This window comes from Celeribacter sp. PS-C1, assembly GCF_019429625.1.
GTDB lineage: Bacteria > Pseudomonadota > Alphaproteobacteria > Rhodobacterales > Rhodobacteraceae > Celeribacter.
This window is the reverse complement of record NZ_JAHXRW010000009.1, coordinates 95,593-120,672: the sequence shown is the minus strand read 5'-3', so window position 1 is coordinate 120,672 and position 25,080 is coordinate 95,593. Positions and strand designations below refer to the sequence as shown.

At 61.7% G+C, this 25,080-nt stretch carries 28 protein-coding genes; 8 read left to right on the top strand and 20 right to left on the bottom strand.

The window, feature by feature from the left end; genetic code table 11:
• Nucleotides 1-51: 51 nt before the first annotated feature.
• Both J5Y17_RS13965 and J5Y17_RS13960 read right to left on the bottom strand, forming a co-directional pair.
• On the bottom strand, nucleotides 52-819 hold the full coding sequence (locus J5Y17_RS13965) for an SDR family NAD(P)-dependent oxidoreductase (RefSeq protein WP_219785859.1): 768 nt from the start codon (nucleotides 817-819) through the stop codon (nucleotides 52-54).
• Nucleotides 820-852: 33 nt separating this feature from the next.
• Nucleotides 853-1,221, bottom strand: a complete 369-nt coding sequence (locus tag J5Y17_RS13960; RefSeq protein ID WP_219785858.1) for a DUF2255 family protein — start codon at nucleotides 1,219-1,221, stop codon at nucleotides 853-855.
• Between the two features lie 274 nt (nucleotides 1,222-1,495).
• Here J5Y17_RS13960 and J5Y17_RS13955 point away from each other — a divergent pair, with 274 nt between their 5' ends.
• On the top strand, nucleotides 1,496-2,677 hold the full coding sequence (locus J5Y17_RS13955; RefSeq protein WP_219785857.1) for an MFS transporter: 1,182 nt from the start codon (nucleotides 1,496-1,498) through the stop codon (nucleotides 2,675-2,677).
• A 22-nt stretch (nucleotides 2,678-2,699) separates the two neighbouring features.
• Nucleotides 2,700-3,791: a Gfo/Idh/MocA family protein gene (locus tag J5Y17_RS13950; protein ID WP_219785856.1), complete on the top strand. Its 1,092-nt coding sequence runs from the start codon at nucleotides 2,700-2,702 to the stop codon at nucleotides 3,789-3,791.
• A 70-nt stretch (nucleotides 3,792-3,861) separates the two neighbouring features.
• On the opposite strand, the gene J5Y17_RS13945 is transcribed toward J5Y17_RS13950, so the two are convergent.
• The 14 genes from J5Y17_RS13945 to J5Y17_RS13880 all read right to left on the bottom strand — a co-directional run bounded on the left by J5Y17_RS13945 (nucleotide 3,862) and on the right by J5Y17_RS13880 (nucleotide 17,382).
• On the bottom strand, nucleotides 3,862-4,887 hold the full coding sequence (locus J5Y17_RS13945; RefSeq protein ID WP_219785855.1) for an alcohol dehydrogenase catalytic domain-containing protein: 1,026 nt from the start codon (nucleotides 4,885-4,887) through the stop codon (nucleotides 3,862-3,864).
• Complete coding sequence (locus J5Y17_RS13940; protein WP_219785854.1) at nucleotides 4,880-5,680, bottom strand: ABC transporter permease; 801 nt, start codon at nucleotides 5,678-5,680, stop codon at nucleotides 4,880-4,882. The genes J5Y17_RS13945 and J5Y17_RS13940 overlap by 8 nt, the downstream gene beginning before the upstream one ends.
• The gene (locus J5Y17_RS13935; protein ID WP_219785853.1) at nucleotides 5,677-6,531 is read right to left on the bottom strand and encodes an ABC transporter permease; all 855 of its coding nucleotides are present in this window, start codon (nucleotides 6,529-6,531) and stop codon (nucleotides 5,677-5,679) included. Before J5Y17_RS13935 ends, J5Y17_RS13940 begins: the two co-directional genes overlap by 4 nt.
• Entirely contained in the window at nucleotides 6,528-7,565 is a 1,038-nt protein-coding gene (locus J5Y17_RS13930) for an ABC transporter ATP-binding protein (RefSeq protein WP_219785852.1), read from the bottom strand. Before J5Y17_RS13930 ends, J5Y17_RS13935 begins: the two co-directional genes overlap by 4 nt.
• A gap of 91 nt (nucleotides 7,566-7,656) precedes the next feature.
• Nucleotides 7,657-8,721, bottom strand: coding sequence for a PotD/PotF family extracellular solute-binding protein (locus J5Y17_RS13925; protein WP_219785851.1), 1,065 nt, complete (start codon nucleotides 8,719-8,721; stop codon nucleotides 7,657-7,659).
• A 32-nt stretch (nucleotides 8,722-8,753) separates the two neighbouring features.
• Nucleotides 8,754-9,710, bottom strand: a complete 957-nt coding sequence (speB, locus tag J5Y17_RS13920) for an agmatinase (protein ID WP_219785850.1) — start codon at nucleotides 9,708-9,710, stop codon at nucleotides 8,754-8,756.
• Nucleotides 9,711-9,803: 93 nt separating this feature from the next.
• A complete protein-coding gene (locus J5Y17_RS13915) occupies nucleotides 9,804-10,760 on the bottom strand; it encodes a LysR family transcriptional regulator (protein WP_219785849.1) in 957 nt (318 codons plus the stop codon).
• Nucleotides 10,760-11,536 (bottom strand): nitrilase-related carbon-nitrogen hydrolase, encoded by a 777-nt coding sequence (locus tag J5Y17_RS13910; RefSeq protein WP_219785848.1) that lies wholly within the window; start codon nucleotides 11,534-11,536, stop codon nucleotides 10,760-10,762. The genes J5Y17_RS13915 and J5Y17_RS13910 overlap by 1 nt, the downstream gene beginning before the upstream one ends.
• Nucleotides 11,533-12,954, bottom strand: coding sequence for an aldehyde dehydrogenase family protein (locus J5Y17_RS13905; protein WP_219785847.1), 1,422 nt, complete (start codon nucleotides 12,952-12,954; stop codon nucleotides 11,533-11,535). Before J5Y17_RS13905 ends, J5Y17_RS13910 begins: the two co-directional genes overlap by 4 nt.
• Entirely contained in the window at nucleotides 12,954-13,682 is a 729-nt protein-coding gene (locus tag J5Y17_RS13900) for an MBL fold metallo-hydrolase (protein WP_219785846.1), read from the bottom strand. The genes J5Y17_RS13905 and J5Y17_RS13900 overlap by 1 nt, the downstream gene beginning before the upstream one ends.
• A complete protein-coding gene (locus tag J5Y17_RS19335; RefSeq protein ID WP_219785845.1) occupies nucleotides 13,679-14,704 on the bottom strand; it encodes an ABC transporter ATP-binding protein in 1,026 nt (341 codons plus the stop codon). Before J5Y17_RS19335 ends, J5Y17_RS13900 begins: the two co-directional genes overlap by 4 nt.
• Entirely contained in the window at nucleotides 14,701-15,471 is a 771-nt protein-coding gene (locus J5Y17_RS13890; protein ID WP_219785844.1) for an ABC transporter permease, read from the bottom strand. The genes J5Y17_RS19335 and J5Y17_RS13890 overlap by 4 nt, the downstream gene beginning before the upstream one ends.
• A complete protein-coding gene (locus J5Y17_RS13885) occupies nucleotides 15,471-16,325 on the bottom strand; it encodes an ABC transporter permease (RefSeq protein WP_219785843.1) in 855 nt (284 codons plus the stop codon). The genes J5Y17_RS13890 and J5Y17_RS13885 overlap by 1 nt, the downstream gene beginning before the upstream one ends.
• Before the next feature lie 7 nt (nucleotides 16,326-16,332).
• On the bottom strand, nucleotides 16,333-17,382 hold the full coding sequence (locus J5Y17_RS13880; protein ID WP_219785842.1) for a spermidine/putrescine ABC transporter substrate-binding protein: 1,050 nt from the start codon (nucleotides 17,380-17,382) through the stop codon (nucleotides 16,333-16,335).
• 109 nt (nucleotides 17,383-17,491) lie between these two features.
• On the opposite strand from J5Y17_RS13880, the gene J5Y17_RS13875 reads away from it, so the two are divergent.
• The 3 genes from J5Y17_RS13875 to J5Y17_RS13865 all read left to right on the top strand — a co-directional run bounded on the left by J5Y17_RS13875 (nucleotide 17,492) and on the right by J5Y17_RS13865 (nucleotide 19,049).
• Nucleotides 17,492-18,094: a TetR/AcrR family transcriptional regulator gene (locus J5Y17_RS13875; RefSeq protein ID WP_219785841.1), complete on the top strand. Its 603-nt coding sequence runs from the start codon at nucleotides 17,492-17,494 to the stop codon at nucleotides 18,092-18,094.
• Nucleotides 18,095-18,177: 83 nt separating this feature from the next.
• A complete protein-coding gene (locus J5Y17_RS13870) occupies nucleotides 18,178-18,564 on the top strand; it encodes a hypothetical protein (RefSeq protein WP_219785840.1) in 387 nt (128 codons plus the stop codon).
• Nucleotides 18,565-18,614: 50 nt separating this feature from the next.
• Nucleotides 18,615-19,049: a cytochrome c gene (locus tag J5Y17_RS13865; protein ID WP_219785839.1), complete on the top strand. Its 435-nt coding sequence runs from the start codon at nucleotides 18,615-18,617 to the stop codon at nucleotides 19,047-19,049.
• A 51-nt stretch (nucleotides 19,050-19,100) separates the two neighbouring features.
• Here the strand turns inward: J5Y17_RS13865 and J5Y17_RS13860 are convergent, their stop codons facing one another.
• The 3 genes from J5Y17_RS13860 to J5Y17_RS13850 form a co-directional block, all read right to left on the bottom strand.
• Nucleotides 19,101-19,628 carry a flavin reductase family protein gene (locus J5Y17_RS13860; RefSeq protein ID WP_219785838.1) on the bottom strand — a complete coding sequence of 176 codons (528 nt, stop codon included), beginning with the start codon at nucleotides 19,626-19,628 and terminating at the stop codon, nucleotides 19,101-19,103.
• Nucleotides 19,625-19,963: a ferredoxin FdxA gene (gene fdxA, locus J5Y17_RS13855; RefSeq protein WP_219785837.1), complete on the bottom strand. Its 339-nt coding sequence runs from the start codon at nucleotides 19,961-19,963 to the stop codon at nucleotides 19,625-19,627. Before fdxA ends, J5Y17_RS13860 begins: the two co-directional genes overlap by 4 nt.
• 89 nt (nucleotides 19,964-20,052) lie before the next feature.
• The gene (locus J5Y17_RS13850) at nucleotides 20,053-20,655 is read right to left on the bottom strand and encodes a superoxide dismutase (protein ID WP_219785836.1); all 603 of its coding nucleotides are present in this window, start codon (nucleotides 20,653-20,655) and stop codon (nucleotides 20,053-20,055) included.
• Nucleotides 20,656-20,772: 117 nt separating this feature from the next.
• Here J5Y17_RS13850 and J5Y17_RS13845 point away from each other — a divergent pair, with 117 nt between their 5' ends.
• Nucleotides 20,773-21,525: a metalloregulator ArsR/SmtB family transcription factor gene (locus J5Y17_RS13845; protein ID WP_255572099.1), complete on the top strand. Its 753-nt coding sequence runs from the start codon at nucleotides 20,773-20,775 to the stop codon at nucleotides 21,523-21,525.
• 6 nt (nucleotides 21,526-21,531) lie between these two features.
• A complete protein-coding gene (murB, locus tag J5Y17_RS13840) occupies nucleotides 21,532-22,524 on the top strand; it encodes a UDP-N-acetylmuramate dehydrogenase (RefSeq protein WP_219785835.1) in 993 nt (330 codons plus the stop codon).
• Here the strand turns inward: murB and J5Y17_RS13835 are convergent.
• The gene (locus J5Y17_RS13835) at nucleotides 22,521-23,489 is read right to left on the bottom strand and encodes a helix-turn-helix domain-containing protein (protein WP_219785834.1); all 969 of its coding nucleotides are present in this window, start codon (nucleotides 23,487-23,489) and stop codon (nucleotides 22,521-22,523) included. The genes murB and J5Y17_RS13835 overlap by 4 nt on opposite strands.
• Nucleotides 23,490-23,775: 286 nt before the next feature.
• On the opposite strand from J5Y17_RS13835, the gene J5Y17_RS13830 reads away from it, so the two are divergent.
• Nucleotides 23,776-25,065: a cytochrome c gene (locus J5Y17_RS13830; RefSeq protein ID WP_219785833.1), complete on the top strand. Its 1,290-nt coding sequence runs from the start codon at nucleotides 23,776-23,778 to the stop codon at nucleotides 25,063-25,065.
• Nucleotides 25,066-25,080: the final 15 nt, after the last annotated feature.

The window sequence follows — 25,080 nt, the reverse complement described above, 5'->3', positions numbered from 1 at the left end:
ACAAAGACCGGGCCCCAATGAGGCCCGGTCTTTTTTCTTATGCGCCCTCGCTTAGAGGAAAGCGCCGTTGTCGACCTGAATGATCTGACCTGTGACGGCCTTGCCCATTTCGCTGGCGAGATAGAGCGCCGCATAGGCCTGATCGCGCGGCTCGGTCATCGGCACGGTGGTGTTGGTGTATTTGTCGGAAAACTCCAGCATCACATCGCCACCTTCCTGTTCGCCCGCAGCCCATGCGCGCGCCGCATCCGTGTCGGTCACACCCGGCGCGATGGCGTTACAGCGGATGTTGGTGCCAGACAGGCGGATCGCGATGTTTTTCGTCATCGTGTTCAGCCCGCCCTTGGTCGAGGTATAGGCCACACCGCAGATCGGCAGGGTGCCGTTCACCGACGACACGTTGATGATCCGGCCCTCGTTGCGCGGCATGAAATGTTTCACCGCCTCGCGGCAATAGCGGAACGGCCCGGCGAGGTTCAGCTCCATGATCTTGGCGAAATGTTCGTCGGTGGCTTCCTCGATGGCGACCATATCGCCGGAGCCCGCGTTGTTGACCATGATGTCGACCTGACCATAGGCCTTGATCGCCTCTTCGAACACGCGCGCAGGCGCCTCAGGATCGGAGGAGTCGGCCACAAGACCCATCGCCGTGCCGCCCTTGGCGTTGATCTCAGCGACTTTCCCGTCGAGCAGGTCCTTGCCGCGCGCGGTCAGGATGACATTCGCGCCCTCTTCCGCGAAGAGCTCGGCAATCGCAAGGCCGATGCCTTTGGTGGCGCCGGTGACAATCGCTGTTTTTCCTTCGAGCATCTTATGCATGATCTTCTTCCTTTCTTAAAATCTGTGAACGGCTCAGCGCAGCGTGATGCGCACGCTGGCAGCGCGGGTCCGGGCGGAGATCATCGGCGCAAGGTATGCGCTTTTGGCGTATTTCGCCTGATAAGCGGCATCGATCACGTCATTGAGCGCCGCGTCAGCAGGCGCAAAATCCACGTCGTAGACCTGCCCCGCGACCGAAATCCGACCTGCGCCTTCGCGCATCGCGGCCTTGTACCAACGAGACGAAGAGCCGTTATACGGCCGCACGTAAAGCCCGTCGCCCACGACAACCGACCAGATGAAAGTCGGCGTGCCATAGGTCGTGCCATCCTCGCGAAACGGGGAAATCCTCAGGCCGTCTGCAGCCGCGATCTCAATGAGTTGATCCTTGGTCCAGTCCATTTTCCGGCTCCTGTTTTCCGTCTCGAACATCCAGCGGGCGCCGAAGTGCCTGCCGGTTGAGACACATATAACCCGGCACCGGAACACGATTAGTGCCGCGCGAAAACTGGCACTCATGACCAGAATTCATGAACCCCACTGAGTGATCCGACGCCGCAAAATGCCCCGTTCTCATGATCTCAGCTCATCAGTGTTTGAAACTTTCAAAGCATAGTCTCGCCTATCCATGCGCCCTAGGTCTTCACGCAACCTACCCCGCCAAGGACCGCACAGTATGCACAGCACAACCGAGCCTCACGCCGCGACCACCTCCCCCGTCCTGCCCTTGCTGGCCCTGGGCCTCGGCTCCTTCGGCATCGGCACCACGGAATTCGCGCCTATGGGGCTACTCCCCGCGATAGCCGAGGGAACCGGCACGTCGATCCCCGCGGCGGGCCAATTGGTCACCGCCTATGCCATCGGTGTCATGGTCAGCGCGCCGGTGATGACCCTGTTCATGTCGCGGTTCGACCGCAAAGCCGCGCTGATGGCAATGATGGCCGTGCTTGTTTTGGGCAACCTGATTTCGGCCCTCGCGCCGGGCTATTGGACGCTCTTGGTCGGGCGGCTGATCACCAGCATGTGCCAAGGCGCGTTTTTCGGCATCGGCGCAGTCGTGGCGACGAGCCTTGTCCCGAAAGACCGCCAAGCCAGCGCGGTGGCCACCATGTTTATGGGGCTCAGCATCGCCAATATCGGCGGGGTGCCCGCTTCGGCCTGGCTCGGCTCCCATGTCGGCTGGCGCATGGCCTTCGGCGCCACGGTTATCATCGGCCTCCTTGCTATCGCCGCGCTGGCGCTTGCCCTGCCGAAAGAAGCCCCCGGCCCGCGCCCGAATGCCAAGGCCGAGCTGCATGCGCTGCTCAATCCACAGATGGCAATCACACTCATCGCCACGGTGCTGTTCGCCGGCGGGTTCTTTGCGGTTTACACCTATGTCGCGCCGCTTTTGCACACGCTGGCGGGTGCGGATGACAGTTTCGTCGTGCTGGTGCTGGCGCTGATTGGTCTGGGCCTGACCTTTGGCAATTGGTTCGGCGGGCGGCTGGCCGATTGGTCTCTGGATAAAGGCGCGCGCATCGCGATGCTCGCCCTTGCGCTGTCGTCTCTCCTACTGCCGCTTTTGGCCACCTCGGGTCCCGGCGCAATGATCGGCTTTGTGCTTTGGGCCGTCACTGCCTTTGCCTGTGTGCCTGCGCTGCAAATCCGCGCGATGCAGGCCGCCGCTGCCGCGCCCTCCCTCGGTGCCGCGTTCAACATCGCCGCATTCAATTTGGGCAATGCTGTGGGCGCGGGCGCAGGCGGGGCTGTGATCGGCTGGGATTTGGGCTACGCCGCCGTGCCGGTGGCGGGCGGGCTGATCGTGTTTCTGGGGCTCGCCAGCCTCTGGGCCACCAAAAGACAACACACGCTCTAACCAACAGATGAGGAGACATACCATGACAGAGACCCCCATCCGGGTCGGCTTTATCGGCCTCAACCCCGACAGCCACTGGGCCGCCACCGCCCACCTTCCCGCCCTCAAATCTCTGGGCGACACATATGAAATCACCGGCGTCGCCAACAGCACGCTCGAAAGCGCCAAACGCACCGCAGAGGCGCTCGGGCTGAAACATGCCTTCGACACCCCCGCCGATCTGGTCGCCTCTCCCGATATAGATCTGGTCGTTGTCACTGTGAAAGTGCCCTATCATTTCGAACTGGTGAGCACGGCGTTGAACGCTGGCAAACATGTCTATTGCGAATGGCCGCTCGGCAACGGTCTCGATGAAGCGCGCCGTCTCGCAGAACTGGCCGCTGAAAAAGGCGTCGTCGCCGTTGCGGGTACCCAGGCGCGCACCGCGCTTGAAATCCTGCACCTCAAACAGCTCATCGAAGACGGCTTTGTCGGCGAGGTGCTTTCGACCAGCCTGATCGGGTCCGGCGGCAACTGGTCCGACAAAACCATCGAGGAATATTACTACCTCTTCGACAGCAATAACGGCGCGACGATGCAATCCATCCCGATGGCGCACACGTTGGCAGCCGTGCAGGATGTGCTGGGCAACTTCGGCACACTCGACGTCCGCTTCCTCAACCGGTTCAAAACCGTCGAAGTGACCGATGCCGGAGGGGAAAGCCGCCCCAAAACCGCGCCCGATCAGCTCATGGTGCACGGCACGATGGAGAGCGGCGCAGCGGTGTCGATCCACTATCGCGGCGGCGTGTCGCGCGGCACCAACCTCTTGTGGGAGATCAACGGCAGCGAAGGCGACATTCAGGTCACCGCCGATCTGGGCCACGCCCAAATGGTGCAACTCACCGTCAAGGGCGCACGCGGAGAGGACAAGGAGTTGACCAATCTGATGCCCGCGCCTGAGCTCTATAAGGGCAAACCCGAATTCGCAGGCGCTCGCAACGTGGCCGGGATCTACGCCCGTCTCGCCGAGGACATCCGCACCGGCAGCCAAAGCGCGCCAAGCTTTGCCGAGGCCGTGGCTCTTCACGATCTTCTGGACCGGATCGAACGCTCCGCCGCCGCAAAAGGCTAAGCCTTGCCCAAGACACAAAAGGCCGCCCCGAGCTCACGGAGGCGGCCTTTTACTATGGTGTCGGCAAATGTCAGGCCGGATCACCCATCGTCAGGACAAGCCGCCCCTTCACATCGCCCGCCGCCAGACGTTCAAGCCCCGCGCCAACCTCTTCGAAGGGCAGAGCCTCAATTTCGACGGGCGGCATGTGTTTGGCGGCGAAGTTGAGAAAGGCGCGCAATTCGGCGCGGGTGCCGACAGAGGACCCCATCACCCGATGCCCGCCATTGATCAGCCACATCATCGACAGCGGCACGGGATCGTGCACCAAAGCGACTGCGACGATCTGGCTCAGCGGATTGACGATGGCGGCGATCATGTCCCAGACCTTCGACGTCGGCGCGAAGTTCAGCGTGATGTCGGCCCCGCCCCAAGCGCGCAGGGCCTCGATCTCATCGGGGGCCACGGCCAGACTGGCCCCATGACGCAACGCCTCGGCGCGTTTGGCGGGATCGAGATCAACCACCGCCACCTCAAGCCCGCGCGCCAGCCCGATGGCAATGGCATATTGCCCCAACCCACCGGCACCGACGATCACAAGCCGCTTGCCGGCCTGCACCTCGCAACGTTCCAGCGCCGACCAAGCGGTCAGCCCGGCACAGAGCAAAGGCCCGCCGGTGACCGGGTCGATCTCGTCCGGGATTTCGGTGGCAAAGGCGGCCTCGACAATCGCATATTCCGCGAAGGCGCCATAGGCGTCGAGACCGCGCGCCTTTTGCAATTGGCAGAAGGTCTCATGCCCGGTCAGACAGGGATCGCAATGTTGGCAGGTCTCATAGAGCCACGGCAAGCCGATCCGCGTGCCCTCAGCCAAAGGTCCGTCGCCCGCAACGATCCGACCGATGCCTTCGTGACCGAGGATGAGCGGAAAGGCCTCCTCCGGCATCGGTTCCTCGCCGCGCTGCACATGCAGGTCCGAATGACAAATGCCGCAGGCTTCGATCTTGACGAGATATTGCCCCGGCCCCGGCACGGGCACGGGCACCTCGGCCATCCGAAGCGCCGCCCCCGGCGCATCGCAAAGCGCAGCCTTCATCGTGGTGGGAAGATCAGTCATGTTGGCTCCTTTCGGCGCCCAAAAGTCGCGGCAGATTGCCGAACCGACCAATGAGGCCAAAGATCAGCGCCGAGAGGGCGGCAAAGATCACGGAGACCACGGCGAGGATCGGCGTATAGCCATAGCGGAGCGCGTTGAAAATCTTGATCGGCAGGGTTTCGACGGTGAAGCCCGCGACCATATAGGCGATGATATATTCGTTGAGGCTCAAGACGAAGGCGAAGGCATAGCCCGAAACCATATAGGGGATCAGCAACGGCAGAATGACGGTGCGAAACACGCCCCATCGCCCGGCGCCCATCACCCGTGCGGCCTCAATGAGAGAGCGGTCGATGCCCTTGAGACCCAGGGAGATGGTGACCAAAGGCAGGGTCACGAGGAAGATGCCGTGGGAGATGATGGTGGCGTAAATTCGGCCATAGCCGCCGAGCGTCATCCAGAAGATCATGAACCCAAGCGCGGAGATCACCGGCGGCAAGGCGAAGGGGGCCAGCCCCATGCCGGTGAGCGCCCTGGCCGCGATCCCGCGGCGTTCCCAAACGTAAAGCGCCAGAGGCAGGGCAATCGCCACCGCAAGCGCCGCCGCGCAGGCCGCGATCACCAGAGAATGGCGCAAAGGCACCAACCATTCGCTTTGCCGAAACAGCTCGCCATACCAGCGCAGCGACGGATCGACCGGCGGAAAGCGCAAGGACTGCGGGCCGTTCAAAGACACCGCCGCCACGATCACCAGAGGCGCCAAAAGCAGGGCGAGGATCACCAGAACATAGGTGGTTTTCAAAGCGCGCGTCATGCCGCCCCCCTTTCACGTCCGGCCAGAGAAGCCAGCCCCACAAGCGCCAGCGCCACCAGCATGAGAAACACCGACATCGCCGCACCAAAGGGCAAGTTGGATTGATAAACCGCCTGATCGGTGATGTGGACGGACAGGGTCCAATGCTCGGAACGGCCCAGAAGCTGTGGCAAAAGATAAGAACCCAGCGTGAAGACGAAGACGAGGATGAAGGCGCCGACGATGGCGCCCCGGAGGTTCGGGACGATCACGCCAAAGAACGCGCGCGGACCGGAGGCGCCCATGACGCGGGCGGCTTCGACGATCTCGGGATCGAGCCGCGAGACCGGCGGGTAGAGCACCAGAACGGCGAAGGGAAAGCCGATGTAACAAAGCCCGGTGATCAACGCGAAAAGCGAGGGCGTGTAGGCGCGCGGTTCATCAATCAGGCCCAGCCAGTGGAACAGATTGCCGATGCCCGCCGTCTGCGACAGGAGCGTCGAGAGCGAAAATCCGATGATCACCTCGGAAAGCGCCAGCGCAGACAAAAGCACCACGAGAATGCGGGTCTGCGCCCGATGCCCCATGTTTGAGAGAAAGACCGTGAAGGGAAAGGCCAGCGCGACACAGATCGCCGCCGCCGTGAGCGAGACGGAGATCGAGACCGCCATGACCTTGCCGAAAAACGCGGAGAGAAACCGCGCGTAGCTGTCCCATTCGAACGACCATTCGTAAAAACCGCTCACATCGCGATGGGCGACGGAGACGGCCAGCATGATGCCGAAAGGCACGAGGAAAAACAGCGTCAGCATGGCGGCGGGCCATAGTCCGAGCCAGCGTGGGGCGGCGGTTTGCACAGGTGTCGCGCTCATTGCACCACCACCTTTTCGCCATCGCGAAAGCGGATGCCGACGGTCTGACCGGTGACCAGATCATGACCATGCCCGGGGGCCAGATGCGCGGTGATCTCCTGATCACCGACACGCATCAGAACATGCAGGCTCTCGCCCAAATCGCGCAGGAAACTGACTTCGGCGGGCAGGCCCTCGTCCGGTGCGCCGAGCAACACATGTTCGGGGCGCACGGAGAGCTGCGCTTCGCCTGACGTGATGGCGATCCGGTCGCCTTCGGTGATCGGGAAGGCATGACCAAGCACGGAGACCACGCCATCGGCCACGGTGCAGGGCATCAGGTTCGTCGTGCCGATGAACCCGGCCACAAAGGCATTGGCAGGCGTGTGATAAAGCTCCATCGGCGCGCCCGCCTGTTGGATCACGCCGTCCTTCATGACAATCACCAGATCGGCCATGGTCAAAGCCTCTTTCTGGTCATGGGTCACGACCACGGTGGTCACGCCGAGGCGTTGTTGAATCTGGCGCAGTTCGATCTGCATATGCTCGCGCAGGCTGGCGTCGAGCGCAGAGAGCGGCTCGTCGAGCAAAAACACCTGCGGGTTGATCGACAGGCCGCGTGCGATGGCAACCCGTTGACGCTGGCCGCCCGACAATTGGTGGATGCGGCGCGATCCGAGACCGGGCAGCTGTACCAACTCCAAAAGCTCCTCGGCGCGGGCCCGCCTGGTCGCCTTGTCGACGCCGCGAATGGCCAGCGGATAGGCAATGTTGTCAGCGACATCGAGATGCGGGAACAGCGCCAGAGATTGGAACACCATGCCCATGCCGCGTTTGTGCGTCGGCACCTCGGTCTGATCGGCGCCGCCGACATAGACGCGCCCATCGGTGGGGGTTTCAAGCCCGGCGATGAGGCGCAAAAGCGTGGTCTTGCCACAACCCGAGGGGCCAAGCAGACAGACGAATTTGCCGTTGGGAATATCGAGCGACACGGAGTCGAGCGCTCTGAAAGTGCCAAAGTCTTTGCTCAAGCTGTCGATGCGCAATTCGGTCATATCGGGTCTCCTGTCGTCAAAACGCGCGCCGCGGAAAGGGGACAACCGCGGCGCGCCAGGGAAATTTTAGAGGGAAAACTTCACTGACAAATCAGCCAGTGATTTTCTCGGACCACATCTGGTTGATCCAATCGCCACGATCCACATAGATCTCGTTGAACGGCAGGATCGGCGTCTTGTCGGACGACACGGCGGCGAATTCCTCGTCGGTGAGATCGGTCAATTCGCGCGACACGGTCGGCGCGGTGCCGACGAAGCGCGACAGCTTCGCCTGAATTTCGGGCTGAGCCATGTAGTTGATGAACTCCTGCGCCGGCTCGATGGCCTTCGAGGCTTTCGACACCACCCAGGAGCCGCTGTCCAACACAGCACCTTCGTCGGGGAAGCTGGAGCGCACCGGCTTGCCTTGCGAGGCGGCGAGGCCCGTCACATCGTGGTAATATTGCCCCATCGGAATCTCGCCGGTTTCGAGCGCCTGCTGGAACTGGCCTTCGTCACGATACCACAGGCGCACGTTGGGTTTCACCTCGGCGAGCTTGTCCATCACCTGCAACACGCCCTCGTCGGTCTTGAGAATATCCGTGCCGCCGAAATAGGTCGTCGCGGTGATTTCCAGAAGGAAGGAGTTGGTCGCCATGGACATGAGGCCCAGTTTGTCGGCATTCGCCGCATCCCAAAGCGCGGTCCAGGACGTCGGCGCCTCGACAAAGGCACCGGTGTTGGTCACCAAAGTGATGTACCAGCTCACAGCCCCCGTGCCGTAGACCTTGCCGTCTTCATAGCGGTGCACGAAGTGATCCGGCAGGTTACCGAGATTGCTCAGAGCCGCCTCATCGAGCGGCGCCCAGAGCCCCGAACGCTCGCCTTTGATGCGCGCGAGTTGCGCCATCATCGACACGTCTGCCGGGGCCTGACCGGCACGGGCGGCCTGCGCCAGCTGCACGAGCCAAGCTTCGCCGGTCGGCTCGGCGATGCTCTCAATCTCGATGCCTGTGGCGGCGGTGAACTCCGGATAGATGTATTGATCAAAGCTTTCCTGGAAATAGCCGCCATAGGTGCCGACCTTGAGCGGGCTGTTGGCGGCGCGCAGGATCGAGGGGGCGGACAGAGCGGCCACGGTGGCGGCGCTCGCTTTTAGGAACTGACGTCTTTGCATGGTTGGAAACTCCCTGTGGTTCCGACTTTGGATTAGCGACCCTGCGGCACGCCGGGCAGCGCGCAGAGCATTTCAAAGAGAAAATTGGCGGCGATCACGGCGGTGTTGCCCGCCGGATCGTAGGGCGGCGAAACCTCGACGAGATCGCAGCCCACGAGGTTCAGACCGGCGGTGCCGCGGATGATTTCGAGGCCCTGCATCGTGGTCAGACCGCCCACCTCGACGGTGCCGGTGCCGGGCGCGAAAGCCGGGTCGAGGCTGTCGATGTCATAGGACAGGTAGACCGGCGCATCGCCGATCTTTTCGCGGATCTCGGCCATCAGCGGCGTCAAAGATTTGTGCCAGCACTCCTCTGCCTGAATACAAGTCCAGCCCTGCTCGCGGCCCCAGTCGAAATCGGCCTTGCTATAGCCCGTACCACGCAGACCGATCTGAAACACCTTGTCGTTTTGCAGACAGCCCTCTTCCCACGCCCGGCGGAACGGGCAGCCATGCGCCTCTTTCTCGCCGAACATGTCTTCGTTGGTGTCGGAATGCGCATCGACGTGGATGAGCGCGACAGGCCCGTGTTTTTCGGCCACGGCGCGCAGGATCGGCCATGTCAGCGTGTGATCACCGCCCAAGGTCAAGGGGATCGCGCCATGGGACATCACACCGCGATAATGCTCGGCGATGATCTCGACGGATTTCTTCAGATCGTAAAGGTTGATCGGCACGTCGCCGATGTCGGCCACTTGCAGATGCTCGAAAGGCGCAGCCCCCGTAGCCATGTTGTAGGGACGGATCATCCGGCTTTCGTCCCGGATCTGACGCGGGCCAAGGCGCGTGCCCGGGCGGTTCGAGGTGCCGATGTCCATCGGAATCCCCAGAAAAAAGGCATCCAGCCCCTCGGCACTTTGCGCCACTGGCAGGCGCATCATCGAGGCCAGCCCGCCAGTGCGGGGCATCTCGTTGCCAGAGAGGGGTTGATTGAATCGGTGTTCGCTCATCGGCTTTCTCCTTAAATCGAGCGGAGAATGCGCCGGAGTGTTCGTCCGATAAATATCGCGATTAAGATTTTTAGTTTGATAAAAATCGAAGCTCTAAGAAGCTGCGCCGCTTTTTTCGGCAATTTCCCTCACCTCGTTCCCGACCGGCTCCGGCGGGTCGACATAGATCCGCGACAGCTCCTTGAGCATCTCTTGGGCCAGAGGCGAAGCATCGACATCAGGGCGGGTGATCGCCTCGAAGGTGCATCGATAGATAAAGCGGTCGCTCAGCACTGGTTTGAGCCGTCCTTGCTGGACCCAAGTCGTCACAGAATGATCCGGCAGATAGCCGATATAGGCGCCCGAGAGGATCATGATCAGCTGTTGCTCCAACCCCTGTGCCATGGCCGGAGAATTCGGAAAATCGCGGTTGTTCCAGTGATCGTCGCGCCAATAGCTGCGCCCGACGGTGCGCATGGTGGTGACGAATTCTGGCGTCATCTCCTCTTCCGGCACTTTCCATAACAGGTGGTTCGAAGCGCAGTAGAGATAGTTGGTCTCGGTGTAGAGCGGTTTGTAATCGAGCCCTGCAACCTTATGCGGGAACGAGCCGATGCCGAGATGCAGCGAGCCGTCACGCACGCGGGCCTGCAACTCCTGCGGGCTGCATTGCGCCAATTCAAACCGCAGCGAGGTGGCGCGATTTTCCAGCGCGCCTATTGCCTCGGACAGGCGAAAATTCGGGTCTGTTACAACGTGATCGACCACGCCAATCCGCAAAGTCCCCGACAGCGCACCGCGTAGCACGGCGGTTTCCGAGACGAATTCCTCAGAAGCCGCGAGAAAGCGCACCACGGCGGCATGCACCGCCTCGCCCTTTTGCGTCAGCCGAAACCCCGCCCGCCCGCGACGACAGAGCGTCATGCCGAGCCGGTCCTCGAAAGCGGTGATCTGGGTCGAAATCGTCGATTGGCTGACGTTCAACTCGGCCTGCGCCGCGGCAAACCCCCGGTGGCGCACCACCGCGTCGAACACGCGCATCAATCGAACGTCTGCCCCAGAAAGTTGCATTATACCTCGGTGTCAATCGGCCTGTAATCGCGCTCCTGTGTGGAGAGCGTCGACGGATCATAGCACGCAGGCACGGTGGCGAGAAGCATCGCCGGATCGCGCCCGGCCTGAGCCAAAATCTTGCCATCCGCGCCGACAAAAACGGAGCCGCCGAAGTAGCTCAGATGCGCCTCCGTACCACAGAGATTGGCATACACAATGCTCAACCCGTGATTGGCGGCCATCGCCGGGACGACATGGGCGCCGACATGGTCAAACGGGTCCATCGCCGCCGTGGGCGTGAGGATGATCTCGACACCTTGGCGCTTGAGCGCGGCGATATGCGGCGCGAACTCAACGTCGTAACAGATCAACATGGCGGCCTTGCGACCGGCCAGTTCAAACAGCGTATAGCGGTCTCCAGGGGTGAACCGCTCGGCCTCTTCCGGACCGTAAAGCTGAATTTTGCGATGGTTGCCGAGGGTCTCGCCCGCCGCCGAGACACAGAGCGCTGCATTGTAAATCGTGTCGCCCGCCCGCTCCGGGTAGCCGACACAGATCGCACAACCCGCCGCCTGCGCGAGCGGGGCGAGACGGGCACGCAAAGTCTCTTGGTTGAGCGCCAGATCTGCCAGATCGGGGCGCTCATAGCCGGTCAGGAACAGCTCAGGAAAGACCACGACCTCCGCCCCCGCAAGACCCGCCGCAGCCGAGGCACTCGCGATCTGATCGAACGCCAGATCGCAGTCGCCTGCAACAGAGGGCGCTTGCCAGAGGGCGACGGTCAAGGCGCTCATAGCCCGTGCACCGCTTTCACCTCGGTGAAATCCTCGAGCCCCAAAAGCCCGCCTTCGCGGCCGTTGCCAGACTGGCCGTAGCCGCCGAATGGGCTGCCGTAATTGTGCGGCGCGCCGTTGAGGTGAACCATGCCCGCGCGCAGCCCCTTGGCCACACGCCGCGCCCGTGCCGGATCGCCGGTCTGGACATAGGCCGCCAGCCCGTAAGGCGTGTCATTGCCAAGCGCGATGGCCTCTGCCTCGTCTTCAAAAGGCGTGATCACCAAGACCGGGCCAAAGACCTCTTCGCGCCACAGACGCATGTCGGGCGTGACATCGGCGAAGACCGTTGGGCGGGCGTAGTGACCGCGATTGAGGCCCTCGGGTTTGCCAGTCCCCCCCGCGATCAGGCGCGCGCCGTCGTCGATGCCAGCTTGAATGAGGGTCTGCACCCGGTCCCATTGCAGCGCGGACACCAGTGGGCCGATGTGATCGCCCTCTTGGGTCGGGTCGCCCACGACCGTGGCCTCCGCCGCCGCTTGGGCCAGCGCGACGACCTTGTCGTAGACCGAGGCCTCAACGATGAGCCGCGTCGGCGCGTCACAGCTTTGGCCGGTGTTGTTCATGCATTCGGCGACCGAGGCCGCGACTTGCGTTTCCAAATCGCAATCGGCAAAGACCAGATTGGGGCTCTTGCCGCCCAGCTCCAGCGTCACGCGTTTCACGCTCTCGGCGGCATCGCTGGTCACGGCGGCGCCTGCGCGGGTGGAGCCGGTGAAGGACATCATGGCAATATCCGGATGACGCGAAAGCGCAGCGCCGACCTCCGGCCCGTCCCCATTCACGAGGTTGAACACCCCCGCCGGAAAGCCCGCCTCATGGATCATCTCGGCATACAGCATGGCCGACAAAGGCGCGATCTCGGAGGGTTTGAGCACACATGTGCAGCCGGTCAAAAGCGCCGGGATCACTTTCAAGGCGATCTGGTTCATCGGCCAGTTCCACGGCGTGATCAGGCCGACGACACCAATCGGTTCACGCATCAGCGTGTCGCCATTGGGCAGTTGCCATTCCCATTCCATCGCATCCAGCGCCTCAAGAAAGCCCTCGACATGTCCGACGCCGGTGTCGGCCTGTTGCGCCCGCGACATAGAAATCGGCGCGCCCATCTCGGTGGTGATCGCCTGCGCCATCTCCTCATAACGGGCTTTGTAAATCTCCAAGAGGCGTACCACACAGGCGCGTCGCTCCGAGAGCGGCGTCGCGGCCCAGCCCGGGAAGGCGGATTTGGCGGCGGCCACCGCACGATCGACATCGGCGGCGGTGCCGAGGCTGATCTGGGTGACGATCTCTTCGGTGGCGGGGTTCTCGACGGCAAAGTCACGTGCGGTGAGCGGCGCAACGAAAGCGCCGTCGATGTAGAAGGTCTTGTGGTCCATCAGCGGCCCTTTTCTTTCAACCAGGTGGTGATGATGTCGGTGAGACGCGCGCCGGAGAACGACGGGAAATGCCCGCCATGCACCACGCGCACCGGCAGACGCGCAAGGCGCTGCATCGAGCTGATGTAGGCCTCCGCATCGGCATGGTAGGTGTCTTCAATGAGCGGCCCGTCATAGACGAGATCGCCGGAAATCAGAACGCCCGAGGCCGCCTCCCAAAGCGCGATGCCTCCGGGACTATGACCCGGGGTATGGATCACTTCGAACTGCCGGTCGCCCAGATCAATCATGTCGCCGTCTTCGAGAATGCGCGTCGCGGGGGCGGCTTTCACGGCGTAAGTCGTCGAGCTGTAGGGCACATCCGGCAGGGCGTCGAAAATCTCGTCGGTGACATAGGGATCGGCCAGCGTGTTGGCGCGTGTTGGATCGGCGAGGATCTCGGCCTCGGCACTGTGACAGAGGCGACAGGGGAATTCGTGGTGGCATCCGATGTGATCGAAATGCGTGTGGCTGGCCACGGCATCCAGAGGGCGTTCGCTCACGAGCGGCACCCATTCACGCAGGGACACAACCCCCATGCCGCTGTCGACCATCAGGTCGCGATCACGGCCCCGCACATGCCAAATGTTGCAGCGATAGAATTCCTGAATGTAAGGCTCGTCGATCCAGGTGATGCCGTCGCCTACGGCGCGTTGGCGATACCAGTTCTTGGGTGGAATACGGGTCATGCGGCCTCCGTCATGGCGGGCGGCAGGATAACCGGATCGCGACCGAAGAGTTCGACCTCCGCGCCGACTTGCGGGTAGGCCCCCTGCGGCAGATGCGCGACCAAAGTCAGATCGGGGGCGTTCACCGGCGTGAAGTGACACCGGTGATGCGCGCCGAAGAACGACGCCTCAGTGAGGCGCGCGGGGCCGAGACTAAACTGGCCTTCAAGACCGATGTTTTCGGGCCGCAGACAGAGAAGACCTTCCCCAGCTGGAACATCCAACTGACCAAGCGGCGAGGCCCCCGCCGCACTCACCGGAATGCGGTTCATCTCGCCCATGAAATTGGCGGAGAACAGTGTTTTGGGCGTGAGGTACACCTCTTCGGGCGTGCCGCAATGTTCGATACGCCCGTGGTTCATCACCACGATGCGGTCGGCGATGGCCATGGCCTCTTCCTGATCGTGGGTCACATGCACAAAGGTGGTACCGACACGGCGCTGGATGGCTTTCAATTCGTCCTGCATCTGGCGGCGCAGCTTGAGATCGAGCGCGCCCAGTGGTTCGTCGAGCAAAAGCACATCCGGCTCCACCGCCAGCGCACGCGCGAGCGCGACACGTTGGCGTTGCCCGCCCGAGAGCTCATGCGGCTTGCGCCCGGCCTTGTCGGCAAGCCCCACCATGTCGAGCATCTCCATGGCTTTTTCACTCCGCGCCACCTTGGACATCCCGCGCATCCGCAGCCCAAAAGCCACGTTGTCGCACAGGGTCATATGCGGGAACAGGGCATAATCTTGGAACATGGTCGTGGTCGGACGGTCTTTCGGGCCGACATGGGTCATGTCCTTGCCGCCGATCAGAACCTGCCCCTCAGAGGGGGTGTAAAACCCGCCGATGATGGACAACAGCGTGGTCTTGCCACAGCCCGACGGGCCAAGCAGAACGATGAATTCGCCCGCTGCGATCTCAAGGTCGACCCGATGCAGCGCAGTGAAGCTGTTGAACCGGTGCTCGACGGCGTTGATATGAACATCGGCGGTCATTTCGATCCCTTTCGAAACAGGGTGAGTTCCAGCACCACGACGATGGCGATGGACACGAGGAAGACGAGAGAGCCGACCGCGTTGGTCTCGGGCGAGAGACCCGAACGCAGCATGGACCAGATCTCGACAGGCAAAGTGACGTCGAAGCGGGTCAGCAGGAAGGCAATGATGAACTCGTCCCAAGAGAAGGTGAAGGCGAGGAAGAAAGCGGCGGCCAGCGAGGGCATGAGCATGGGAGCGGCAACGAGCCAGAGCACCTGCCACTCGCGCGCGCCCAGATCACGGGCAGCTTTGAGCGCGCTTTTTTGGTGCTCACCGATGGCCGCATAGATGATCGCGAAACACAAAGGCAGGTTGATCACCACATGGCCGATCCCGGTCGCCAAAAGCGAGGGGCGCAGACCGATCTGGTTGAACATCTGCAAGAGACCCAGCGCGATGATCAGGTAGCTCACCGTCATCGGCGCAATCAACGCTCCGCGCATGAGCGCAGAGCCCGGAAGAATGACGCGGGCCAGTCCCGATGCGGCGAGAAAGCCCAAAGTGAGCGCGCAAAGTGAGGACAGCAAAGCGACGATCAGCGAGTTGAACAATGCCTCCATCATGGCGCGATCCGAGAGCACCTTGGCATACCACTCGAAGGTCACCCCCTTGAACGGTGGCACCGGCAGGCGACCGTCCTGAAAGGAGAACACCACGAGGGTGACGACCGGCAAAAGGATAAATGTGAAGAGCGCCAGAAGGTAGACCCAAGACAGATACCGCATCACACACGCTCCATTTTCAACCAGCGCGCCGAGGCGGCATAGGCCAGCGTCACGATCGCCATCAGGACAATCGACAGCGCCGAGGCCATCGGATAATCGCCCCGCCGCCCAAGCTGCAACATGATGAGCTGCGGCAGGGTCAGCTCGTTGTTGCCGCCAAGGATTTGCGGCGTGATGTAGTCGCCGATGCACAGAACAAAGGTCAGGAACGCCCCCGTCATCACCCCTGGCAAAGTGAGCGGAAGGATCACGAGGCGGATGACTTGCCATTGCGAGGCGCCCAAATCCTGCGCCGCGCGGGCGTAGTTGGGCGAGAGTTGAATGAGGTTGGAATAGATCGTCAGCGTCAAAAGCATGACGAAGAAATGCACAAATCCCGTGACGGTGGCGGCGCGGGTGGCCATGATCTGAACGGGTTCCGCCAAGAGGCCCAGCCCCACCAGAGCATTCATCACCACGCCCTTTTCGCCCAAAACCAAAGCCCAGGAATAAGACCGCACCACGTAAGAGGTCCAAAACGGCAAGACCGCCAGCAAGAGCACCATACGCCGCCAGCGCTGGGGCACGCGGGTGGCAATGATCCACGCCAGAGGCCAAGCCAAAAGCACCGAGATCACCGTGACCGTCGCGGTGATCTCAAGCGAGACAAAGATGCCACGGCGCAAAGACGGATCGGTGAAAATCCGAAGGTAATTGCCGAGGTCATGCCCCTGCACGATCTCGCGCCCCTCAAGATGCGCAAGGCTCATCAGGGCCATCGCCCCGAAAGGCACGGCGAAAAAGACGAGGGTCCATAGCAGCGCGGGGGTGACGAGTGCCACCCCCTGCCGTTTTTCCTGGGCTTCGATGCTCATATCCGGCTCAGTTCTGAAGCATATCGGTCCAGAGGTCCTGCATCGCAGCATCGGTATCTGCATCCGGCACCGGGTAAAGCTGGGCGCGGGTCAGATACTCGGCCTGATCGTCCCACCGCAGGATGTCTTTTTGCGCGTCGCTCAGCACATCACCAGCGGCTTTGTTCGCAGGCATGCCCCAGTAGCAGGACGAGGTCGCAAGCCGCGCCTGACCTTCGGGAGAGGTGACATATTTGATGAACTCCGCCGCCAGCTCCGGCTTTTCGGTGCCTTCGACGATGGCCAAAGATTGCGCCCAAAGCAGGCCGCCCTCTTCGGGGATCGTCCAGTCGAGATCGGGATTCTCGGCATTCAGCACGGCGGTCAGCCATTCGCCGCCACCAATGAGCACGTCGACTTCGCCGGTCGCCAGAGCGGTCTGGCTGCCGACCACATCGGAGACCTGTTTCGAAGCGGCTTTCAATTGCATCAGCGGATCGCGCAGGGTTTCGAGCGCTGCGGCATCCAGATCGGTGGTGTCGACACCGGCGTTCAGACCGACAAGACCCAAAACCGGCAGGTAATAGTCGTAGATCGCGATGCGCCCGTCATATTTGCCAGACCACAGCGCCGCGAGGCTGGTCATATCCGCGGGGTCCACAGCGGATTTGTTGTAGGCGACCGTGTTATAGCCGAATTTCTCGACAGCGGCGTAGGTCGTGCCGTTAATCGTCACATGATCCTCAAGCAGCACTTCGGGGAAATAATCGGCGGTCGGGGCAGTGCCTTCGGGCAGCGGCGCCAAGAAGCCACGCTCCACTGCGCGCCCGACATCCACCGCATCAATCACCATGACATCCCAGTCGCCGGGGCGTGATTGCTCCAAAAGCGTCAGACCAGCTGCGGTACCTTCGTATTCTTTGACATTCACCCGCACGTCATGAGCGGTCTCGAAGGGTTCGAGAAGTTCGGGATCGGCGTGGTCGCACCAGATCAAAGCATTGAGGTCTTCGGCATAAGCGGCCGGGCCAAGACCGGCCATAAGCGCCGCGATTGCACAGCTGTGTTTAAAGGTCATTGTCATCTCCTGTTGGCAGTTTCGGCTTTTTGGAACGCCGTATGAGAAAAAAGTTGAACGCATTCATTTTTAGAGTCAATACTAATTTTAACACAGGAAGGGAGTGCCGATGGCCGGGCTGCGAGAAAAACAGAAGGCGAGCAGAAAGCGTGCGCTCGTCGAGGCAGCAAGTCTGCTTTTTAAGCAACACGGCTATGAGGCCGCCAAAATCGGCGAGATCGCGGAACGCGCAGAGGTCTCCGTCGGCACTTTTTACAATTACTTTCCGAGCAAGGCCGATCTGTTGCTGGCCATCGTGTCCTTGGAGGTCGAAGAGGTGCTTCACCAAGGCGAAGCGGTGCTGGGTTGGTCGCACGACAGCGCGCCCGAGGCCATCTGTCGGCTGGCGTCGATCTACTACGACCACTCGCTCGTCTATCTGACCAAAGAAATGTGGCGCACCGCCATGGCGCTGGCCATCCAGCACCCGGAAACGCCGTTTTCTGATCGCTACAGAATGCTCGACAGTGAGTTGGTGAAACAGGTCACAAAGCTTGTCGAAGTGCTGCAAGCCCAATCGCTTTTGCGTGCGGAGATCGACCCGGCGGCCTTCGGAGAGGTTCTCTTCATGAGCCTGAACGGGCTGTTCACCACCTATACCATGTCAGAAGACATGACACTCGAAGATCTTAACCAATCGCTCTCTACACATATGCGCGCCGTCTGCGGCTAGCCTCGCGCTCACCTCTGGCGAGAGCCTGCGTTGACCTGCACTCAACGCGACGCCATAACGGAGACAAACGACGGAGCGGCTCTTTGTCTCGACTTGTGATCCTATTGCTCATCGGGGTTCTGACCCTCTTCTCCGCGCCCCGCGCGGGGATGATGCATGCTGCGGCCACACCTGAGACGTCGGCGCATGAGTCGAGCGGCCATCAGATGATCGGGATGGTGCAGGACACCCTGGAGACAGCACATTCTCACGACACCTGCCCGGACTGTCTCACCAAAACTCTGCCCGCCGACATTCCCTGTCCGCATGGGGCGATCTGCGTGTTGTTCACGCCGTCCAGTGGGCTTGAGCATCGCGTAAGCCGCACGCTTCAGCCGGTCGGATTTCCTGCGCCTTCTGCGAAGGAAGTCACAACGCGCGCGCCCGCTCTGGACCTTCCCCCTCCCCGTATCGGTGTCACCCTCGCCTGACCCTTTTTCCGTGACGCGCCAAGGTGTCACTTTTCGATACGGATAACCCCATGAAAAAACTCATCCTGCCTCTGGCCGGTGTCGCCATTCTCGCCGTCGGGGCCTTTACCCTCCTCAAACCGGAACCTGCGCCCCTCGCCTCCTCCTCAAGCCCCGCAGAAGGCGCACCGATTGTGGCAGTGACCTTGCCGGAGACGCTGTCCTCCGATGCACAAATCGGCAAACGGGCCTTTGATGGCACCTGCGCAACCTGTCACGGCGAAAACGCCGCTGGCAAAGAGGGCTTTGGGCCGCCGCTGGTTCATAAGATTTACGAACCGTCCCATCACGGCGACATGTCATTCCTCTTGGCCGCCCAGCGCGGGGTTCAGGCCCATCACTGGCGCTTTGGCGACATGCCGCCACAAGAAGGCGTCACCCAAGGCGATGTCAAAGCGATCATTGCCTATGTGCGGGAATTACAACGCGCCAATGGCACCAACTGAGGGACCTTCGCCCCTCGCGCCCGGCAACCTTTGCCGGGCCATCAAACACCGTCAAAGCGGCTGGACGGCATTGTAGCGCCGGTCGTGCCACACAAGTGGCCGCGCTGCGCGGTCAAGAACAATTCCGGACAGCCCGCCCGCGAACAGGATATGTGTGCCGAGGTCAATTTCGGCGATCACCGCACAGTCCATCGCGGCAACCGCATTCTCAAGGCGCGGATGACCGGAGGGCCATGCGTCCCATGCACCCTGCGCAAACCGAAATTCCGGCGCGGTTTTTCCGGCGAAAGCATCGGCCACCGCCCTTTGCCCTTCCGCCAGCATAGCAAATGAAAAGCCGCCAGATTTGCGGATCAGTGCGGCCAGTTCAGATTTGGCATCAATCGACACAAGAATCGCGGGTGGCGTTGCGGTGAGCGACATGGCCGCTGTCACCGTGCGCCCACGGCGGGTGTCGCCCTCGCCCGCTGTCACAAGACAGGCGGTTGCTGCGAGAGACGCCATCGCATCGCGAAAATCTTGCATTTCGACACCGCTCTCAAAGCTTGGATCGAGCGTCAGGTTTTGCAGTAAACTCATGACCCGCTCCCCGGTTTAGGCGAGAACAGCGTCTCGAATTTGTCCGGCACGCCATCCATCTCACTTGCGTTCGCAGGCGGTGTGCCGATCTGCGTGATCACCGGCCAGATCTCGGCGTATTTGCGGTTCATTTCCACCCATTGCGCCACATCCGGTTCGGTGTCCGGACGGATCGCATCGGCGGGGCATTCCGGCTCGCACACACCGCAGTCGATGCATTCGTCCGGGTGGATCACCAACATGTTCTCGCCTTCGTAAAAGCAATCGACAGGACAGACTTCAACGCAGTCCATGTGTTTACAGGCGATGCAGTTCTCTAACACGACATAGGTCATTGGGGGGGGCTTCGACTTTTCAGAGAAAAAACATCCCGCCCGCAGAGGGCGCGGGCGGGACAGGTCTGGCGCAACGGGGGGAATGTCGGTCAGACCAGATTGGATTCGGCGAATTCGTAGTTCGCCAAAGTGTCGAGGAAGTTGGTCACGTAGTCCGGGCGACGGTTGCGGAAGTCAACGTAGTAGCTGTGCTCCCAGACATCGAGACCCAAGAGAGCCCTGCCTTCGCCGGTTGCCAGCGGGTTTACACCATTGGGCGTTTTGGTCACGGCGAGCGTGCCGTCCGCTTTCTGGATCAGCCATGCCCAACCGGAGCCGAACTGACCGACAGCTGCGGCTTTGAAGGCGGCTTTGAACTCGTCGACCGTACCGAAGGCTTCGGTGATTTTGGTCTCAAGCTTGCCCGGGATGCCACCACCGGTCGGGGACAGAGCGTTCCAGAAATGGATGTGGTTCCAGTGCTGGCCCGCGTTGTTGAAAATCGGCGCACGGGCGTCATCGCCATAGGTCAGCGCGATGATCTCTTCGAGGCTCTTGCCTTGCAGGTCGGCATTGGCGTCGACAAAGCCATTGAGCGCCGTCACGTAGGCCTGGTGGTGTTTGTCATGGTGCAGCTCAAGCGTTTCCTGGCTCATACCACGTTCGGCCAAAGCGGTGTGTGCGTAGGTCAGGGAGGGAAGTTCGAAGGTCATGTGCGTCTCCTTTCGAGGCGGGACGGTTCAGGGCAAGTCGACCTCAACAGGGCTTGCGTCATTGCGACCGTCGCATTATTAAAACAAGTATGCGCTTTGAAAAACATTGAGGGCAATATGTCAAGTGATGACTTGGAAAAAAGTCAGGGCGAAAAATATCGCCAAGGTGGTGAACGCTCCGAAACGCCTGTGCGGAACACCGGGCCGGATCAGACCGCCTGGTCGCCCCGCGCGCCCTCGGAACGCATCCTGATGACCCTCAAAATGCATGGCGCGATGACCTCGGCGCAGGTCGGCAAGCAGTTGCAGATCACCGGCGAGGCGGCGCGCCAACAGCTTGCCAAACTCATGGACGACGGTCTGATCACCGAAGAACGCCGCGCCGCCGGACGTGGACGCCCGGCGGTGTATTGGCATCTGACGGAGAAGGCGCAAACGCGCTTTCCCGACACCCATGCCGCGCTCACCGTCGAGATTTTGAACAACATCTCCGCCGTGCTCGGCGACGAGGCGCTGGATAAAATCATCGCCGCGCGCGAGGCCGGCACGGAGGCGCAATATCGCGCCGCGATGACCGGCTGCACCGACCTCGCCGCACGCGTCCACAAGCTGGCGCAGCTGCGCAAGGAGGACGGCTATATGGCCACGGTCGAGGACCCCGGCGATGGCACGCTTTATTTGATCGAGAACCACTGTCCGATCTGCGCAGCCGCGAACATCTGTCAGGGATTTTGCCGCGCCGAGATGGAGGTGTTCCGGGCGATTCTGGGGCCAGACGCCCATATCGAGCGCGCCGAACATGTGCTGAGCGGCGGGCGGCGGTGCACCTATGTGATTTCCGAAGGTCAACGCGCAAAGGCACTCGGATAACCTCTCATGCGCCTCACGGATTACTTCGACCTATCTCACCGCAACAGTTTCGGCTTCTCGTCGCGTGCCCGCTATGGCGCAGAGGTAACCCGTGTTGAAGAGATTTCCGAGATCGCCTGCTTCGCCGAACGGCTAAACCTGCCGCTTTATATACTTGGCGGGGGCAGCAATTGCCTCTTGCCAGAGCGCCTTCAAGGGGTGGTTGCCGTGATGGCGATCAAGGGGTGGTCCGTCGATGACAGCGCACAAGATCATATCAAGGTGACCGCTCAGGCGGGCGAAGACTGGCCCTCTCTGGTGGCCCAGATCACGGCCTGCGGGATCGGCGGATTGGAAAATCTAGCGGGCATTCCCGGCACGGTCGGTGCCGCGCCGATCCAGAACATCGGCGCCTATGGCGTGGAACTCTCCGATGTCTTCGAGCGCCTCGAAGCCTATGATCGCAAAGAGAATAGGATGGTCACGCTGACCAAGGCCGACTGTCGTTTTGCCTATCGTCACAGTGTCTTCAAGGAACAACCCGGGCGTTACATCGTCTCTGAGGTGACGCTGCGCCTGCCCCGTCCTTGGGCCCCGGTTCTGAGCTATGCGGGGCTGCGCGATCTGCCCACACCGCAGACGCCCGAGACGGTGATGCAGGCGGTTCTCGCGCAACGCGCGGCCAAGCTGCCGGATTGGCGTGTGCTCGGCAATGTGGGCTCATTCTTTCACAATCCGGTCGTCTCTGAGGAAATCTGGCGCGCCCTGCCCGAGATGCCTGGACACCCGACCGACGGCGGCGTGAAACTCTCTGCGGGCTGGCTGATCGATCACGCTGGGCTCAAAGGCCTGCGGATCGGCGATGCCGGGGTGCATGAGGGGCATGCTTTGGTGATCGTGAACCACGGGCACGCGACATTGCCGCAGGTTCAGGCACTGGCCGATCAGGTGATCCGCCGGGTGCGCGCCAAGTTTGGCGTCACATTGGTGCCCGAACCGATCACGCTTGGGAGCAGCTAAAGTCTCGCGGCCTCGCGTGCCGCTTTCGGGCTTTGACCGAATTGGCGCCGGAACTGACGGCTGAACAGGGACTGATCCGAGAACCCGCATTTATAGCTGATCTGACCGATACTTTGCGACGCGTAACTCGGGTCCTGCAACAGGTGCAGCGCCATGGTCAGCCGCCTTTGGCCGATCATCTGCCGCACCGTAACGCCTTCGCGGGCGAAGACCCGGTTGAGATGTCTGAGAGAGATGTTTAGCGCCTCGGCAATCTGTCCGGGTGTAAGCGCGGGATCGGAAAGATGATCGGCGATCCAGGCCTGAGCCGCCAGAAAATGCGGTCGCATGCGGCCGTCTTGGCCCAGCGGAGAGGTGCCCTCCGAAGGACCGAACAGCGCCGCGACCAGTTCCAGCCCCTTGAGCACCTGATTGGGTTTGCGGGCAGTGTCGCTCAGCGACGCAAGCGCCTGTTCAGACAGCCAAGAGACGTTCTTTTTGCCGAGCTGCGCCTGTGTCGCGCGCTCAAGACCGGTGATCTCGCGTCCGCACAACTCGGTAAACTCGCAGGTTGGCAGGGTCATCACCATCTGCCGCACGGGACGGCTATAGATGCCCTGAAACGCTCGATCAGAGCGCAGCGCGAGGATTTCCCCCGCCTGAGCGGTCATCCAAACACCGCCCTGCCCATAGGTCGCCTCGCCTTCTAGCAGCATGATCAACAGGACCATGTCGCAGGGATCGTCGATCAGGTCCTGTTCGCTGCGCTCCACCACATGCGGCGTCACACGCATGTCGGAAAAATGGATCGATCCGGTTTCGAAATTGCGCTGGGTGCCGTGCAGGGTTTCGACATTCACGGTCTGAAACCGCACCCGAAACACATTGGCCTGCGTGTAGTTTTGCCAAAGCGTCACCTGTTGATCCGGCTGCAAACCGTCCGTGTCACAGGTCGAAATATGAGACGCTTGCGCTTTGGGACGCATGGTGTGGCCTCGTGATCCAGAAATGCGGTGGCGAAAAAATGCACCTCAGCGTTCAATACGCCCCAAAAGCGCCTGCATCAATGCGGAGCAGCTTTGACGGCGCGCACAGAGACCCTCTCGGCTCTCACAGGCCGCGTCCCTCAGAGCCATAACTTTGGTCCCTCAGCGACAAGACCGTCCGCCTGCGTCGTTTTATATCTGCCTCAAAATGTCGCAATTTGTGCAGCCGGGAGTCGGGAACATCCATCGTTCGCGCGCCGCCGGTACGGAGACCCAAGCAAACGCCATGTCCTCACCTACGCCCTCCTCCCCCTCGCCGCTCCGCCGCAAGCTGATCACAGGTGTCGCCGTCCTCGCCATCGCCGGGATCGCGGTGGCAGGGTATATGTTCAGCCCGATCAATCGCCAGCTCGCCGAGACGCCAATGCCCGCCTTGGGACAGCATCTCGACGATGAAATCGCCCGCGGCGCATATGTCGCCCGCGCCGCCGACTGCGCACCGTGCCACACCGCGCCGGACGGCATTCCTTATGCGGGCGGCTTGGTGATCAACACGCCCTTTGGCAAGATGGCCAGCCCCAACATCACCCCCGACCCCGAGACCGGCATCGGCGGTTGGAGCCGCGACGCGTTCGCCCGCGCTGTGCGCGAAGGCGTGACGGCGCATCCCGGCAATCTCTACCCGACGATGACCTTTACGTCTTACACCAAGATGTCGGACGCCGACATCGACGCGCTTTACGCCTATATGATGGCGATGCCGCCGGTGACCCAAGAGGCGCCCGATCTGGAGTTGGACTTTCCGTTCAACCAGCGGCTTTTGCTCAGCGGTTGGCGCAAGCTGTTCTTCGACAACAGTGAATTCGAAGCCGACCCGGCCTTAAGCGACGAAGTGAACCGCGGTGCCTATCTGGTGCAGGGTCCGGCGCATTGTTCCGAATGCCACACCCCGCGCAACGCCTTTGGCGCCCAGAAGGCCAGCATGATGTTGGCAGGAGCGCAGATCGACGGCTTCTGGGCCCCGAACCTGACGCCGGATGCGGAAACCGGTCTGGGCAAATGGTCGGAAGACGATCTTTACACCTATCTGTCCGGCAAAGACGGCGTGCATGGCGGCCCCTTCGGCCCGATGTATGACGTGGTTGCCGAGGGCACCTCGCATCTGACCGAAAGCGACCTGCGTGCCATGGCCGCTTACCTCCATCAGCTTGAGCCGATCCGGCACGCCACAGGTGCGGCGCTCGATCATGCCGACGCCAGTGCGTCGATCGAGCGCGGGCGGGTGGCCTACCGCGTCAACTGTTCCGCCTGTCACCGCTTGAACGGCGAAGGCGTGCCCAATTTCGCGCCCGCCATTGCCGGGCATCACGCCGTGGGCGCCTCCGCCGACAACGTGATCGCGCCGGTGCTGACCGGCCTGTCGGACAAGGACGGGCGCATCGCGATGCCTGCCTTCCTGCTGGACGACACCTCCATCGCCGACATCGCCAACTATGTGCGCAACGCGATGAACGACACCGAAAGCGCCACTGCCACGCCTGAACAGGTCGCGGCGGTGCGTGAGACCCTTCACTGAGACCGCGGAGAGAGC